Annotated in this window: 12 protein-coding genes; 9 read left to right on the top strand and 3 right to left on the bottom strand. The window is 65.8% G+C overall.

All coding sequences use genetic code 11. The features are described from left to right. The first annotated feature begins 27 nt into the window (after nucleotides 1-27). Entirely contained in the window at nucleotides 28-1,413 is a 1,386-nt protein-coding gene (locus ACVISU_RS31705; RefSeq protein WP_456709552.1) for a TAXI family TRAP transporter solute-binding subunit, read from the top strand. Nucleotides 1,414-1,523: 110 nt separating this feature from the next. Then, a complete protein-coding gene (locus ACVISU_RS31700) occupies nucleotides 1,524-2,306 on the top strand; it encodes a sulfite exporter TauE/SafE family protein (RefSeq protein WP_456709551.1) in 783 nt (260 codons plus the stop codon). A gap of 51 nt (nucleotides 2,307-2,357) precedes the next feature. Here ACVISU_RS31700 and ACVISU_RS31695 read toward each other — a convergent pair whose 3' ends face one another. Beyond that, nucleotides 2,358-3,578, bottom strand: coding sequence for an acyltransferase family protein (locus tag ACVISU_RS31695; protein ID WP_456709550.1), 1,221 nt, complete (start codon nucleotides 3,576-3,578; stop codon nucleotides 2,358-2,360). 250 nt (nucleotides 3,579-3,828) lie between these two features. On the opposite strand from ACVISU_RS31695, the gene ACVISU_RS31690 reads away from it, so the two are divergent. The 3 genes from ACVISU_RS31690 (at nucleotide 3,829) to ACVISU_RS31680 (ending at nucleotide 7,671) form a co-directional block, all read left to right on the top strand. Continuing rightward, entirely contained in the window at nucleotides 3,829-4,518 is a 690-nt protein-coding gene (locus ACVISU_RS31690) for a L,D-transpeptidase (RefSeq protein ID WP_456709549.1), read from the top strand. A gap of 193 nt (nucleotides 4,519-4,711) precedes the next feature. Next, a complete protein-coding gene (locus tag ACVISU_RS31685) occupies nucleotides 4,712-6,280 on the top strand; it encodes a DUF4403 family protein (RefSeq protein WP_456710945.1) in 1,569 nt (522 codons plus the stop codon). A 176-nt stretch (nucleotides 6,281-6,456) separates the two neighbouring features. Next, nucleotides 6,457-7,671, top strand: a complete 1,215-nt coding sequence (locus ACVISU_RS31680; RefSeq protein WP_050403199.1) for an ABC transporter substrate-binding protein — start codon at nucleotides 6,457-6,459, stop codon at nucleotides 7,669-7,671. Nucleotides 7,672-7,923: 252 nt separating this feature from the next. Here the strand turns inward: ACVISU_RS31680 and ACVISU_RS31675 are convergent, their stop codons facing one another. Beyond that, on the bottom strand, nucleotides 7,924-8,076 hold the full coding sequence (locus tag ACVISU_RS31675) for a hypothetical protein (RefSeq protein WP_456709548.1): 153 nt from the start codon (nucleotides 8,074-8,076) through the stop codon (nucleotides 7,924-7,926). A 113-nt stretch (nucleotides 8,077-8,189) separates the two neighbouring features. After that, the gene (locus tag ACVISU_RS31670) at nucleotides 8,190-8,492 is read right to left on the bottom strand and encodes a hypothetical protein (protein WP_456709547.1); all 303 of its coding nucleotides are present in this window, start codon (nucleotides 8,490-8,492) and stop codon (nucleotides 8,190-8,192) included. A gap of 597 nt (nucleotides 8,493-9,089) precedes the next feature. On the opposite strand from ACVISU_RS31670, the gene ACVISU_RS31665 reads away from it, so the two are divergent. The 4 genes from ACVISU_RS31665 (at nucleotide 9,090) to ACVISU_RS31650 (ending at nucleotide 14,916) form a co-directional block, all read left to right on the top strand. Next, nucleotides 9,090-10,061 (top strand): HlyD family secretion protein, encoded by a 972-nt coding sequence (locus ACVISU_RS31665; protein WP_063695358.1) that lies wholly within the window; start codon nucleotides 9,090-9,092, stop codon nucleotides 10,059-10,061. Then, on the top strand, nucleotides 10,058-12,388 hold the full coding sequence (locus ACVISU_RS31660; protein ID WP_456709546.1) for an ABC transporter permease: 2,331 nt from the start codon (nucleotides 10,058-10,060) through the stop codon (nucleotides 12,386-12,388). The genes ACVISU_RS31665 and ACVISU_RS31660 overlap by 4 nt, the downstream gene beginning before the upstream one ends. Continuing rightward, nucleotides 12,375-13,346 (top strand): HlyD family secretion protein, encoded by a 972-nt coding sequence (locus tag ACVISU_RS31655; protein ID WP_456709545.1) that lies wholly within the window; start codon nucleotides 12,375-12,377, stop codon nucleotides 13,344-13,346. The genes ACVISU_RS31660 and ACVISU_RS31655 overlap by 14 nt, the downstream gene beginning before the upstream one ends. 172 nt (nucleotides 13,347-13,518) lie before the next feature. Beyond that, the gene (locus ACVISU_RS31650) at nucleotides 13,519-14,916 is read left to right on the top strand and encodes a glycerophosphodiester phosphodiesterase family protein (RefSeq protein ID WP_456709544.1); all 1,398 of its coding nucleotides are present in this window, start codon (nucleotides 13,519-13,521) and stop codon (nucleotides 14,914-14,916) included. Nucleotides 14,917-14,986 lie beyond the last annotated feature (70 nt).

Here is a 14,986-nt window from a genome sequence, read left to right as displayed (position 1 = left end):
CGGTTTTTCGTGTAACATGACAGCCAGATGTCAGAGCAGCAGAGTGAACATCCCGGCACCACGCGCCGCAGGCTCAAACGGCGAAACTCCTCGCTCCTGATCCTCGCGGTCGGCATCTTCGTGTTTGCCGCCGCCGCCGCGGCGCTGTTCTACGGTCTGCGTTCGACAACCCTCTCGATCGCGGTCGGCCCGACCGGCAGTGAAGACGTCAAGCTCATCCAGGGGTTCGCGCAGGCCTTTGCGCGCGACGGCGGCGCGGTGCGGCTGAAACCGGTCACGACACAGGGCGCCGCCGAAAGCATTGCGCTGTTCGCCGCGAACAAGGTCGACCTCGCGGTGGTGCGCGGCGATCTCAGCCTGCCGGCGAGCGCCGAGGCGGTTGCGATCCTGCGCAAGAATGTCGTTGTGCTGTGGGCACCGTCGGGCGGCAAGGGCAAGCCGCGGTCCGCGAAGATCAAGAGCATCGACGACCTCGCCGGCCGCAAGGTCGGCGTCGTCGGAAGCACCCCGGCCAACGTCACGCTATTGCGCGTGATCCTGACCGAGTCCGGCGTCAACCCCGACAAGGTCACGATCACTCAATTCGCAGTCAACAAGGTCGCCGATCTGGCGCGCGATCCCTCGCTCGACGCCTACATGACCGTCGGGCCGCTCGACAGCAAGGTGACGGCGGAAGCGATCGCGGCGACGGCGGCCGCGCGCGGCGAACCGAAATTCCTCCCCATCGATGTCTCGGAAGCGATCGCGCAGAAACATCCGCTCTATGAGTCCGAGGAGATCGCCGGCAGCATCTTCTCCTCCTCTCCGGCCCGTCCCGAGGACAAGGTCGAGACCGTCGGCGTCAATCACCTCATCATCGCGCAACATGCCCTTCACGAAGCAACCGTCGGCACGCTCGATCGGCAATTGTTCACGCAGCGGCTCCAGGTCGCGCGCGATCTGCCGGCGGCAGCCAAGATCGAGAAGCCGGACACCGACAAGGATGCCGCGCTGCCGGCGCATCAGGGCGCGGCCGCCTATATCGACGGCACCGAGCGCACCTTCCTCGAAAAATACTCCGACTACATCTGGGGCGGCATCCTGCTGGTCTCCGGCCTCGGCTCGGCGGGCGCATGGCTGCGCCACTATGCGAAGCGCGACGAGCGCGAGCAGTACGTCACCCACCGCGACAATCTGCTGAAGCTGATCTCGCGGGTACGCGGCGCCGAGACGGCGGATGAACTCGCCGCGATGCAGGGCGACGCAGACGCGCTGCTGCGCGAGGCGCTCGATTGCTACGACGACGGCGCGATCGAGGAAGGCGATCTCTCAGCGATCGGGCTGACGCTCGAGCAATTCCATCACGCGGTCTCCGACCGCCGCGCGGTGATCAACGGCGAGAAGCCGGCCCTGCCGAGGACACGGGCCAGCTAGGCGCGCACGGCGATTGCACCGAGAGCAATGTGCACCGAGAGCAATGTTTGGATTGCGCGTGCATCCGCGCGTGGCCATATCAGTACGACCACAACGCTCTGCACGACATTATGACCACATCCCTCATCGCCGACATGCCCGCGCCGTTCGTACTCGCGGTCGCCCTCGCCGGCGTGCTCCTGATCTCCTTCATGAAGGGCGCGTTCGGCGGCGGCTTTGCCATCGTCGGCATTCCGCTGCTCTCGCTGGCGATGGACCCGATCGCGGCCGGCGCGCTGCTCGCGCCGCTGTTCGTCGTCATGGACATCACGGCGCTGCGGTTCTGGCGCCCCAATACGTGGTCGCGCGCCGACCTCGCGATGCTGCTGCCGGCGCTCGTCGTCGGCATCGGCCTCGGCTATTTCGTGCTGCGCGACCTCGACCGGCACGCCGTCGAGATCGTGATGGGCCTGGTGACGCTGGTGTTCGCCGCGCTGTGGTTCATCGGCGGCGGCGAGATCAAGCCGCGGCCGCGCTCGACGGTCAAGGCGACGCTCGCGGGGCTCTCTTCCGGCGTCACAACCATGGTTGCCCATTCGGGCGGACCACCGCTTGCGATGTACCTGCTCCCGCTCGGCATGCCGAAGGCGCTCTACGCCGGCACCACCAGCCTGTTCTTCACGGTCGGCAATTTGCTGAAGGCCGGACCGTGGCTGGTGCTCGCGACGCCGTCGCGCAGCCTGTGGATGCTGATGGCGCTTTGCGTGCCGGCCGTGCCGGTCGGCGTCTGGGCCGGCTGGCGGCTGCATGAACGCCTCGACCAGCGCGCGCTCTACCGTCTCTGCTATGCCATTCTCGTCGTCACCGCGGCCAAGCTGCTGTGGGACGGACTGGCCGGATACGTTCGTTTCTGAGCGTCGGCGGCGCTCCTGCAGCTCTGGGCACGGACGGCGTTGTGGTGCCCGTCAGGAAGATCGTGCGCTCCGGCTGCCGCTCACACTGACGGCGAGTGGCCCGATCCCCTCGAGCGTTCGGGCCATATCGTCCGGCTCGAGCCGCCTGCGGGCCACGAACGAGAAACGGCGGCGCAGCTTCAGGACCGGCTTCTCGATCCAGTGCCAGGAGAACGCCGCGAACGTCGTGATCAGCACCAGCGCGACGGCGAACTGGACAATCGGCGATGCGTTCGGCAGCCAGACCTTCACCACCTGCTGCATCGGAAAACCGTACAGATAGATCCCGTAGGAATAGTCGCCCCTTGAAAACAGCGGCAGCCGCGGCAGCTTCGAGAGACCGAGGAACACGGTGATATAGACCAGCGCCGGAGCAACGACGGCGTTGAGGAGGGGCTGGGTGATCCAGGCAGCCGGTCCAAGTAGTGCGGCTCCGACGCAGAGCGCGCAGCAGACGGCGAGGATGCGCCCGTCATAGGGAATGCGGTCGCGGTAAAGGTAGATCGCGATCCCGAGCAGGCAGGCAACCGGCAGCTTCGCGCCGCGCCCGAGGAACAGCGCCGTGCTGAAGATCTTGTCGTACAGAGTGCCGGCGACGCCGGGAGGCAGTTGCGACGGCGTTGCGACATGTCCGGTGATCTGCACGGCAAAGCCGATTCCGACCAGCACGACCGCGCCGAGCACGATCAGCGCCGGCCTGCGCAGCAGCCCCAGCGTCATGATGACCGCCATCACGGCGTAGCAGCCATATTCGAACGGCACGGTCCACAGCGAGCTGTTGACCTCCGGCGCGGGATTGCCGGTGAACACGCCCGGCAGGGTGTAGTTCACAAGCCCGACGACATTGGTGAAATATTTCCAGGTGCCGGCGCTGGTGAAATAGTCCCAGAGCGGCAGCGTGGTGAAGATCGGCCCGAGGATCAGCGCCGACAGCACGATCTCGACCGCAAGCGCCGGAATGATCCGCATGCCGCGATTGATCAGGAATTCCTTCAGGCTGAGCCGCAGCCCGCTTGCGGCGATCAGGAAGCCGCTCAATGCGAAGAACATCACGAGGATGGCAAATTGCGGGAACCAGAGGATCCACGACGGATCGGCGTCGCCGCGACCGGTGGCGACATAGGACGTATGACCGGCGACCACCGAGATCGCGAGCGCAACGCGGAGAAAATCGAACCCGGGACCAAAGCCTTCCTGCTGATCCAGCATGCTGCCGATCGAAGGCGCTGGCATGATTTCCACTCCATTCCAAACCACGCCTTTGGGCAGCAAGCCTCGTGCCAGGATAGATGTCCTGATGCGGTACAACCTACCCGGCAACCGGCCCTTAACCGTTCGACGAAACACCCACGAAACAAATCCCTAACGGCACGAAACCATTTTGGCGATTTCGTGCAAACGTCCGGAAACGCCTCACCTGTACTGGTTTGACCCAACGACGCGCCGGAACTGGCGCGCAAGGCGCAAACAACAGGGGTCGACAATGTTCAATTCCATCAAGCTGAACGCACGTCTCGCTGCCGCCGCCTTCGGTGCGCTGGCGATCGGCACCGTCGCTGTCTCGAATTCCGCCGCGGCCGCGCCGCTGCCGATATTCCCCTTCATCCTGATGCCGCCGACCGAGGCGGTGCAGCCGCCGGTGCAGTCGATGCCGCAGGCGCAGGACCAAGACCGCTCCGTCGAATTGCCCGCCCGCCTGCGCCGCCAGGTCGTCGCCTATCCGACCCGCGAGGCGCCCGGCACCGTCATCATCGATACCCCGCACACCTATCTCTATCTCGTGCTCGGAGGCGGCCAGGCCATGCGCTACGGCATCGGCGTCGGCCGCGACGGCTTCACCTGGTCGGGCACCCAGACCATCACCAAGAAAGCGGAGTGGCCGGATTGGACCCCGCCGCCGGAAATGATCGCCCGCCAGCCCTATCTGCCGCGCCACATGGCCGGCGGCCCCGGCAACCCGCTCGGCGCCCGCGCCATGTATCTCGGCGGCACCGTGTACCGCATCCACGGCACCAACGCGCCGGAGACGATCGGCACCCACGTCTCCTCCGGCTGCCTGCGCCTCACCAATGAGGACGTCACCGACCTCTATTCGCGGGTCAACGTCGGGACCAAGGTGATCGTGCTGCCGATGACCGATCGCCGCGCCGATCTCGGCTCGGCCGTCCGCTGAGCCCGACACGTCAAGACATTGAGGGCGGCTCCGGCACCATGCCGGGGCCGTCGTCGCGTTCATAATCATTAACGTCCCGGTGATCTCGGGCGACCCGCCCGCCTCCGCCCCCGAAGCAGCTTGATCCCGCCACACTGGCGCCCTCGTCGGCGGGCCTGTACAACCCGTCAAGTTGATTTGATCCGGGGGAATGATGCGTCTACCGATGCATCCAAGAACAATCGCGCTCGCGCTCACGGTGGTGCTGGTCTCGTTCGCGATCAGCCTCAAGGCCATGGACTGGCTGGCGCCGAGCGTCACGGTGCAGGCGCCGCCGCTGGTGCAACTGCCGCCGCTGCCGGCGGCGCCGCGCTCTTCGACGGTCGTGGCGCAGGTCTCGGTCGCGCTGTCGGCGATCCGCGATGCCGCCGAACGCGGTGCGCCGAAGACCTTCGGCGGCAAGGCCGACAACCCGGTCCAGCAAATCCTGCAAAATGCCGACATCGGCTGGACCGCCTCGCGCGGCCCGATCGCAGCCACCGGCGCGCAGGACGTGCTGACGCTGACGACGCCGATCAACGGCACGCTGAAGGTCACCGGCTCGCTGTCGGCACAGGCGACCGGCGCGGTCAGCAACGCGCTTGGCAGCCTGCTCGGCGGCAACGTCGCCAAGCAGATCGGCGCGGTGAACATCAAGAACATCAACGCCAATGCGGACATCAAGGGCAGCGTCACGCTGACCGCGCGGCCGAAGCTCGGCGCGTCCTGGCGGATCGAGCCGAACCTGCAGGCGCAGGTCAATCTCGGCGACACCAGCCTGTCGGCTGCCGGCGTCCGCATCAGCGTGCCGGCCCAGGTCAAGCCTGTCATCGACAAGGCGGTCGCCGACCAGATTTCCGTGGTCGAGGCCCGGTTGCAGAACAATCCGGTGTTCCAGAACGCCGCCCGCGAGCAATGGGCCAAGGCCTGCCGCTCGATCCCGCTGCAGGGCACCGGCGGCACCGCATCGATGCCGCCGATGTGGCTCGAGTTGCGGCCGACCCGCGCGATCGCCGCGCAGCCGAAGGTCGATGCGTCCTCGCTGATCCTGACCATGGGGATCGAGGCCGAGACGCGGATCACGGAGACGCAGACCACGCCGAACTGCCCGTTCCCCGACAAGCTCTCGATCGTGCCGCCGATGCCGAGCCAGGTCTCGGTCGGCCTGCCGGTCGACATGTCCTTCACCACCCTGACGCAGCTGGTCGAGGCGCAGTTGAAGGGCAAGACCTTCCCCGAGGACGGCTCCGGCCCGGTCGACGTGACGGTCAAGAGCGCGAGCATCGCCGCCTCCGGCGACCGGCTGTTGATCTCGCTCCTGGTGCACGCCAAGGAGAAGAAGAGCTTCTTCGGCCTCGGCGCCGAGGCGACCGTGCACATCTGGGGCCGGCCGCGGCTCGATCAGGCGGCGCAGACGCTGCGGCTGGCCGACGTCGAGCTGGCGGTGGAGTCCGAGGCCGCGTTCGGCCTGCTCGGCGCCGCCGCGCGCGCGGCAGTCCCGCATCTGCAGCAGGCGCTCGCCGACCGCCTGGTGGTCGATCTGAAGCCTTTCGCGACCAACGCGCAGCGGAAGATCACCGCCGCGATCGCCGACCTGCAGAAGAACGAGGAAGGCATCCGCGTCGACGCCGACGTCACCAGCATCCGCCTTGCCGGCATTGCGTTCGATTCGAAGACGCTCCGGGTGATCGTGGAAACCGACGGCACCATCAAGGCCGCCGTCACCGCGCTACCGGCGCTGTAGGACGCAGCTCGATCGGATTGCTCTTTTACCTCTCCCCGCTTGCGGGGAGAGGGAGAAGTCTGGATCCGCCGCGCCCTGCGCATGCCCAAAAAGTCGTCTTTGCGACAGGTTGCCGCACCGGATAGAAGGTGCCCCGTGGAAGCCACCTCGAACGAAACATCAGGGAGAGAAACACGATGAAATCGCTCTTGGCCGCAGCGGCGGCCAGCCTCGCGCTTGCGGCCTCCGGCACGGCGGCTCACGCCCAGATCTCCGACGATGTCGTCAAGCTCGGCGTGCTCACCGACATGTCGAGCCTTTATGCGGACGCCACCGGCAAGGGCTCGGTCGCGGCGGTCGAGATGGCGGTCGCCGATTACGGCGGCAAGGTCAAGGGCAAGCCGATCCAGGTCGTCGTGGCCGATCATCAGAACAAGCCCGACGTCGGTGTCAGCATCGCGCGCAACTGGTACGACAACGAGAAGGTCGATGCGATCCTCGACGTGCCGACCTCCTCGGTCGCGCTGCCGATCTCGGCGCTGACGCGCGAGAAGAACAAGATCCACATCAACTCCGGCGGCGGCTCCTCCGATATCACCGGCAGCGCCTGCTCGCCCAACACCGTGCACTGGACCTACGACACCTACGCGCTGTCGAACGTCGCCGGCAAGGCGATGGTCAAGCGCGGCGAGGACACCTGGTTCTTCGTCACCGCGGACTACGCCTTCGGCATGGCGCTGCAGCGCGACGCCGCCAACGTCGTCAAGGAGACCGGCGGCAAGGTGCTCGGCGAAGTCCGCCATCCGCTCAACTCGTCGGACTTCTCGTCCTTCCTGCTGCAGGCGCAGGCCTCCAAGGCCAAGGTCGTGGCGCTGGCGAATGCCGGCGGCGACACCACCACCGCGCTGAAGCAGGCCGCCGAGTTCGGCCTGACCCAGGGCGGCCAGAAACTGATCGCGCTGCTGATGGAAATCACCGACACCCATGCACTGGGGCTGAAGGCGACACAGGGCCTGATCGTCACCGACGCATTCTACTGGGACATGAACGACGAGACCCGTGCCTTCTCGAAGCGCTTCAACGAGAAGGTCGGCCATATGCCGACCATGATCCAGGCCGGCCTCTACTCGGCGACCATGCATTACCTGAAGGCGATCGAAGCGATCGGCACCGACGAGGCGCCGAAGGTGATGGAGCAGATGCGCAAGACGCCGGTCAACGACTTCTTCGCCAAGAACGGCCATATCCGGATCGACGGCCGCATGGTGCACGACATGTACTTGTTCGAAACCAAGAAGCCCGAGGAATCCAAGGGCGAGTGGGATCTCTACAAGCTGATCGCCACCGTGCCCGGCGACGAAGCCTTCCGTCCGCTCGACAAGGGCGGCTGCCCGCTGGTGAAGTCGAACTGACGGACGCGTCGCTAAAGCGCGATGAGATGGGGTTGAACCGTCATCGCGCTTTAGCTTCTTGTTTGCGCATGATCTTTTCGGAAAACCGCTTCACACTTTTCCGCATCATGCTCTAACGGGCGGCCGGGCCGCCCGGCCACAGCAAACAAGAGAGCGCCCGGCTACCAACCGGGCGCTTTTCTTCGTGCGATCAATTCCGATCGACCGTCTGGTCAGTCAGCGTTGAAGCGGTCTCACCGTTATTTCATCGCTTCAATCGGCATTGCCGCGCGGGATCATCCAGGTCGAGAACGTCTGCCAGACGCCGGCGCCGAGATTGCGCTGATAAGCGATGAAATCGGCATGGTCGCCGTGCACCAGTTCGTAGCGATAGTAGTTCGAGAGGTCGTTGGTCTGCTGGGTCATGGAACGTCTCCGTCGTGAGGGAAGGTCCTGTGGTTCGAGTTAGTCCCGGCACGCCCGGCGTCAATAGAATGACATGTATCATTCAATCACAGCCGCGCGAGCGGCCCGCACCGTCAGCGCCTGGCGCGATGCGAAACGTGGCGCGGCACATCCGCAACGCCGATGCCGGCCTCCCGCTGCTGGATCGCCTGCAACACCGCCGGCGGTTGCAGCACCAGCGCGGCCGCGCGGGTCGGCGCGCCGTTATTGAGCACGTCACGATAGGGATACAGCGCCTGGTAGGCTGCCGGCTCGGAGATTGCAGCCTGGGCCGAGGCCGCCGTCGCCGTGATGGCCGACAGCGCTGCTGCCAGCGCGATGGATTTGAACGTCCTTGTTCTGAACGTCCCGGCGAGGTGAGAAATCCTGGTAGTCATGGTAACGCTCCCGCGATTTACATCGCATACGATTAATTCGTTCCCGCCTGATAAAGGCCTGACGCAATCGGTCTTCAAGTATCTTGATTTAATCGGATGCGATTTATTCGGGCGCGCGGCTTCAAATATCCGTGTCACCGGCGATGCCATGCGCAGCCCGCAATGGCGGCCTGCTCAGGCCACGCGACTGGTGCGGCTTCAGGCACGGATCTGGGCGGAATCCGACTTCGACGTCACGGCAGGATGGCTCGTCATTTGCGCCGAGCACGCGAGCTGCGCGCGCTTCAAGGCGTCCAGCCGATGCGCGGCACTAATCCGCCGCTGGAATCGTGCACCCAACCGCGCGTCGATGCGGCACACATCGAAACGAGTTCGCTTCGGCTACACCGGACGCGGTTACTTCGGTCAAATTCGAGCCGGATCGGACAGGCTGCCGAGGTTGGCAGGATTTAACATCCACGCCATAGTGAATGACTATCCTGGTCGTGAGCCAATGTGGGGGCAGCTATGGACGTGTCACCTTCTGGTAGCGAGAGCCGAAGCACGTCGGAGCCACCACAAGCAGCGCACGAGGCCAACGCACACGCGTCAACGCGCATGCCGGCCATCATCGTCGGCGTCATTGCCGCGATCATCATTGCGCTGTCCGTCTATTATCTGCTGCGGCCCGAGCCGCTGCTCGTGCAGGGCGAAGTCGATGCAACGCGGCTCGATATCGCCGCGCGCGTCGACGGACGCGTCAAGGAGATCCCGGTCGAGCGCGGCCAGAACGTGGCGGCGGGCGCCGTCCTGGTGAAGATCGACAATCCGGAAACGCTGGCAAAGCAGGATCAGATGCGCGCCGCCAAGGCGGTCGCCGACGCGCAACTCGCCAACGTCATGGTTGGAACGCGGGTCGAGACCATCGCCGCGCGGAAGGCGGAAATGCAGCGCGCGGAGGCCGCGCAGGTGCTGGCGCAGAAGACCTTCGATCGCGCCAAGACGTTGACCGAGCAAGGCAACGCGCCGCAGGCCCGCCTCGACCAGACCACCGATGCGCTGCACGAGGCCGAGCGCGGGCTCGATCAGGCGAAATCGGCCTATGAGCAGGCGGTCAACGGCTACACCAAGGAAGAACGCGCGATCGCGAAAGCCAATGTCGAGAAGGCCGAAGCGGACATTCAGAGTGTGCAATCGGTCATCGATCAGCTCGCGGTCTACGCGCCGGTCGCGGCGCAGGTTTATCAGCGCAACGTCGAGCCGGGCGAGTTCGTCTCGCCGGGCGCGCCGCTGGTGACGCTGATCAATCTCGGCGATCTCTGGATCCACTTCGATCTGCGCGAGGACCTCGTCAAGGGCCTGAAGGTCGGCGACAAGTTCGACGTCCGGATTCCGGCGCTCGACGACCGTCATGTCACGGTCGAGGTCAAGCTGATCGCGACCAAGGGCGAATATGCGAGCTGGCGCGCGACCCGCGCCACCGGCGATTTCGATCTGCGGACATTCTCGATCCGCGCCTATCCGGTGCAGCCGGTGCCCGAGCTGCGGCCCGGCATGAGCGCCTATCTCGACTGGCGGTCGCGGCAATGAGGCTGGCATCGCAGCCCGGATTCTGGCGGGTCGCGCAGCGCGAGTGGCGGTGGCTGCTCGGTGACCGCGTGGCATTGCTCTTGATCTTCGGCGTGCCGCTGTTCGCCTTCGTGGTGCTGACCACGGTGTTCAGCCAACCGGTGATCCGCGGCCTCGGCGTCACCGTCGTCGACACCGACAAGTCGGATACTTCGCGCGCGCTGACGCAGCACGTCGCAGCGTCGCCGAGTCTGCGGATCGTCGACGATTCCGGTTCGCTGGCGACCGCGGTGCAGGACATCCGGTCCGGCAAGGCGATCTCGGCGATCTTCATCCCGCCGAATTTCGAACGCGACCTGAAGGCCGATCGCCGCCCGCAGGTGGTCGGCTTCTACAACCAGCAATTCCTGACCGCGGCCGGCATCGCCTCGTCGGGCCTGAACGATGTGTTGTCCGCAGCTGCGAGCGCGGCAGCTCCGGCCAACCGCGCCGCGCCCGGCCCGGCATCGATGGGAACGCTATCCGCGGAGACCATCGCGCTGGTCAATCCGCAGAAGAACTATGCGCAATTCCTGCTGCGCGCGCTGCTGCCGACGATCATCCACGTCGTGATCACGCTCGCCGCGGGCTATTCGGTTGGCTCCGAATTCCGCCGCCGCAATGCGCGCGAGTGGCTGGAAAGCGCCGGCGGCGATCCGATCGCCGCACTCGCCGGCAAGCTGGCGCCGCTGTTCGTGATCTTCATCCTGATCATGCTGGCCCAGCCGCTGATCCTCGAGGGCGTGCTGCAGATTCCGTTCAAGGGCGACGTGCTGCTGATGATCGCCGCGGGCCTGCTGCTGATCATCGCTTATCTGTCGCTCGGCGCCCTGCTGCAGCTTTTGGTCGGCGACCTCGCGACCGGGCTCGGCCTTGCCGGCCTGATCGCCTCCCCTGCCTTCGGATATGCCGGTGTCGGCTTTCCCATCATCGGCATGAATACGTTCGCACAGGTCTGGAGCGCGATCCTGCCGCTGCGCTGGTACATGGCAGTCCTGATGGGACAGGCGGCGCGCGGATTGCCGGCATCGGAATCGGCAATCCCCTTCGCGGCGCTCGCGGGCCTCACGCTGCTGTTTGCCGCGCTCGCCTTGCTGCGCATGGCGAGCCTAACGCGCAGGGGCTGGTTCGCGGCGGCGCGGCCAAGCGAACCGGCGGTCAGCGAGCAGGTCGCACCCGGCGTCGGCGGCGCCTTCGTGGCGGAGTGGCGGCGCGTGCTCGGCACGCGCAACGCCTTCAGCCTGCTGTTCCTCGCGCCGCTGGTCTACGGCATCTATTATCCGCAGCCTTATCTGAGCCAGATCCTGCGCAAGCTGCCGATTGCAGTCGTCGACAACGATCTCAGCGATCTCTCGCGCCAGATCGTCGAGACGCTCGACGCCAGCGGCACGTTGAGCGTGACGGTGCGCGCCCGCACCCTTGCGGAGGCGAGCAGCGCGATCGATCGCGGCTATGCATTTGCCGCCGTGCAGATCCCCCCTGGCACCGAGCGCGATGTGCTCAAGGGCCTCACCGCGCACATCCCGGTCTACGCGGACGCCACCTATCTGTTCATCTTCCGGTCGACCGCAGGCGCCGTCGCCACCGCGATCGGCACGCTGACATCCGAGCTGGTGTCGCGCGGCGCCCGCGCCGACGCAAGCCTGGTCAAGGCGAAGCTCGCAAGCCTCAGCCCGGCCAACGTCCTGCTGCAACCGATCTTCAACCCGGTCGGCGGCTATGCGAGCTACATCGTCCCGGCGGCGTTCATCCTGATCCTGCAACAGACGCTGCTGATCGGCGCGGCGATGCTGACCGGCACGGCGCTGGCGAACTCCCGCAGCACGGTCGCGGGCGTGCTCGGTCGCAGCGTGGCCCATCTGACCCTCTATCTGCCGGCGCTCGCGCTGTATCTGATCGTGCTGCCGCGGATCTATGGCTTTTCGACGCTGGGCCATCTGCCGCAGATCTTCGCGCTGGCGACCGTCTTCCTGCTGGCGACGAGCTTCCTGGGACAGGCGATCGGCGCCTGGTTCACACGGCCGGAGAACGCCACCATCCTGCTGCTGGCAACCAGCCTGCCGCAATTCTTCACCGCCGGCTTCGCATGGCCGCGCGAGGCCATCCCCCCTGCGGCGACGGCGCTCGGCCGGCTGTTCCCCGCGGACTCGGCGATCGACGGCCTCGTGCGCATCAACCAGCTCGGCGCCAGCCTCTGGGAGGTCTCGCACGACTGGCTCAGGCTATGGTGCCTGGCGCTCGGCTATTTCGTGCTCGCCGTGATCTCCGCGCTGGTGTTCAAGAGAGGACAGCAACATGCCCAACGCTAGGCGCGTCGCCATTGTCGCGATCCCGCTCGTGCTCGTCGCGGGTGCGCTGGTCTATGCCGAGAGCCGCGCGACGCCGGCGCCCGCAATCGTCGGCGTGGTCCGCTCGACCGAGGTCAGGATCGAACCGGAAGTGAACGGCCAGCTGGTGTCGATCGCGGTCGAGAAAGGCGCGCAGGTGCACGCCGGCGACGTCCTCGCCAAGCTTTCCGCCGTCGAGCTGACCGCACAGGCGGACCAGGCGCGGGCCGCGCTCGCCGCCGCGGTGGCGAGCCGCAACAACGTCTATGCCGGCGTCCGGCGCGAGCAGATCGATGCGCTGAAAGCCGCGATCTCCAAGGCCAATTCGCGCCTCGACTATGTTGAGACGCAGCTCAAGCGGATCACCACGCTGGCGAGCCAAAGTTTTGAAACCCAGCAGGCGCTCGACCAGTCCGAGAACGACGTTGCCGCCGCGCGCGCCGGCGTGGCCGCGGCCCAGGCCAATTACGATGCCGCCGTCGCGGGACCGACCAAGGAGGAACGCGCCATCGCCGACGCACAAGTGCAGGCGGCCGCGGCCGCCGTCGCGGTGCTCGAGCGCCGTCTCGACAAGATGGTGCTGCGCGCACCGGTCGACGGCGTGGTCAGCGTGATCGCGGCCGAAGTCGGCGAGAACGTGCGTGCGGGTCAGCCGATCCTGATGATTGCGGCGGCCGGCAAGCAATGGCTGTCGTTCAATGTGCGCGAGGACCATCTGGACGGCCTTGCGATGCGCAAGACCGTGAGCGTGATACCGAACGGTTCCGGCGCCACCACCAAGGCTGCCATCACTGAATTGCGGCCGCTCGGGGTGTTCGCCACCTGGCAGGCCGAGCGCGTGATCGGCGATCACGACCGCAACACGTTGCGCCTGCGTCTCGATCCCGCAGGCGCCGCGGAAGGTCTCGAGCCCGGCATGAGCGTCCGGATCGAGCGTTGACAATGCGCGGCGTCTGGCTGCGTGCCACGATGACCAGCGTGCTGCCCCGGGCGCATCTCAATGCTTTTGACGGCCCGCCTCGGCCAACAGTCATCGGACTGTCAGAAGATTGAGACAAGACAGCAGCCCGGACCTTGTGGCATCGAGCCGCAGAAAAGATGGAGACTTGGCCGTGAAGCAGATTCGTTCGCGACGGAAGGTGCATGTTGGCGCGATGCTGCTGGGTGTGGCGGCCCTGGCCGTTCTGCCGCCGTCGATGGCATCGGCGCAAACCGGCGCGGCGCCATCAGGCGCGAAACCATTCCTGACCGTCGACGGCAAGCTGCCGCTCGTGATCGGGCATCGCGGCGTGCCGGGCCTGGTGCCCGAGGAGACCGAGGCATCGTATGAACTTGCCGCCGACCTCGGCACCGACTCGCTCGAGGAGGACCTGCATCTGACCAAGGATTGCGTGCTGGTGGCGCGCCACAATCCATGGCTCGGCGACAACACCAACGTCGCCGAGGTGGCGAAGACCAATCCGGAAGTCGCTAAGCGCAAGCGCACCGTGCCGGGCGTTCCGGTCAAGGTGAAATGGGCGCAAACCTCGACCAGCGGCCCCGTTGAATATCCCACCGATCTCGTCGACCCGGCCGATCCGAAATCGGTGCTGAAGGCGCTGATCGCCGATGGCGACGACCATACCAATGACTGGTCGATCACCGATTTCACCATGGCTGAGCTGAGAGAATGGATCGCCGGCACCACCTATGATGCGGCCAACGAACGGCCGAAACTGTTCAACGGCAAGTTTCCGATCATCAGTTTCCAGGACATCATCGACATCGCCAAGGCCAAGAGCAAGGCGACGGGGCGCACGATCTCGGTCTATCCGGAAACCAAGAACCCGACCTGGAACAATGCCCAGGCGATCGCCAATGGCTGCGGCGCGCCCGGCAGCCGCCCGCTCGAGGACGCCCTGATCAAGATCATCAAGGAGAACGGCCTCAACGCGAAAGACGCTCCGATCATCGTGCAGAGCTTCGAGCCCGGCAGCCTGAAATACATGCGCGGCCACGGACTGGAAACCCGGCAGGTCCAGCTGATCGACGGCAACGGCGTCGACTTCAAGACCGGCAAGGTGCTGCTCAACAACATCGCCAATTCCCGTCCGTATGACTGGACGGTCGCGGGTGACGGCCGCACCTTCGATGCGATGCTGACGCCCGAGGGCCTCGCCGAGATCAAGACCTATGCCGACGGCATCGGTCCGTGGAAGGCCTATATCGTGCCCTACAAGATCTCACCGTGGAAGGACAGCGGCGCCGACGGCAAGCCCACCAAGGGATCGACGGCGGAAGCTTCGACGCAGGAGCCAACCAGCGTCATCGCCGACGCGCACAAGCTCGGCCTGTTCGTGCATGTCTTCACGTTCCGGAACGAGAAGAAATATCTGGCTGCCGACTACCGCGGCGATCCGAGCCAGGAATATCTGAAGTTCTTCCGTCTCGGCGTCGACGGAGTGTTCACCGATTTCACCCACACCGGCGTCGCCGCCCGCGCTGCGTATTTGGGTGAACTCGGCTGGTGACGCCCACAAGGGAGCTGTCGTTCACCCCATTGACAAATGCGCCCGGCATCGCCGGGCGCATTCGACTTTC

It is taken from the genome of Bradyrhizobium sp. USDA 4452, assembly GCF_054063575.1.
This window is presented reverse-complemented; position numbering and strand designations above follow the sequence as displayed.

Coding starts and splice junctions, on each gene's coding strand:
- ACVISU_RS31705 (WP_456709552.1), top strand. CDS start 28: ATGTCAGAGCAGCAGAGTGAACATCCCGGCACCACGCGCCGCAGGCTC.
- ACVISU_RS31700 (WP_456709551.1), top strand. CDS start 1,524: ATGACCACATCCCTCATCGCCGACATGCCCGCGCCGTTCGTACTCGCG.
- ACVISU_RS31695 (WP_456709550.1), bottom strand. CDS start 3,578: ATGCCAGCGCCTTCGATCGGCAGCATGCTGGATCAGCAGGAAGGCTTT.
- ACVISU_RS31690 (WP_456709549.1), top strand. CDS start 3,829: ATGTTCAATTCCATCAAGCTGAACGCACGTCTCGCTGCCGCCGCCTTC.
- ACVISU_RS31685 (WP_456710945.1), top strand. CDS start 4,712: ATGCGTCTACCGATGCATCCAAGAACAATCGCGCTCGCGCTCACGGTG.
- ACVISU_RS31680 (WP_050403199.1), top strand. CDS start 6,457: ATGAAATCGCTCTTGGCCGCAGCGGCGGCCAGCCTCGCGCTTGCGGCC.
- ACVISU_RS31675 (WP_456709548.1), bottom strand. CDS start 8,076: ATGACCCAGCAGACCAACGACCTCTCGAACTACTATCGCTACGAACTG.
- ACVISU_RS31670 (WP_456709547.1), bottom strand. CDS start 8,492: ATGACTACCAGGATTTCTCACCTCGCCGGGACGTTCAGAACAAGGACG.
- ACVISU_RS31665 (WP_063695358.1), top strand. CDS start 9,090: ATGCCGGCCATCATCGTCGGCGTCATTGCCGCGATCATCATTGCGCTG.
- ACVISU_RS31660 (WP_456709546.1), top strand. CDS start 10,058: ATGAGGCTGGCATCGCAGCCCGGATTCTGGCGGGTCGCGCAGCGCGAG.
- ACVISU_RS31655 (WP_456709545.1), top strand. CDS start 12,375: ATGCCCAACGCTAGGCGCGTCGCCATTGTCGCGATCCCGCTCGTGCTC.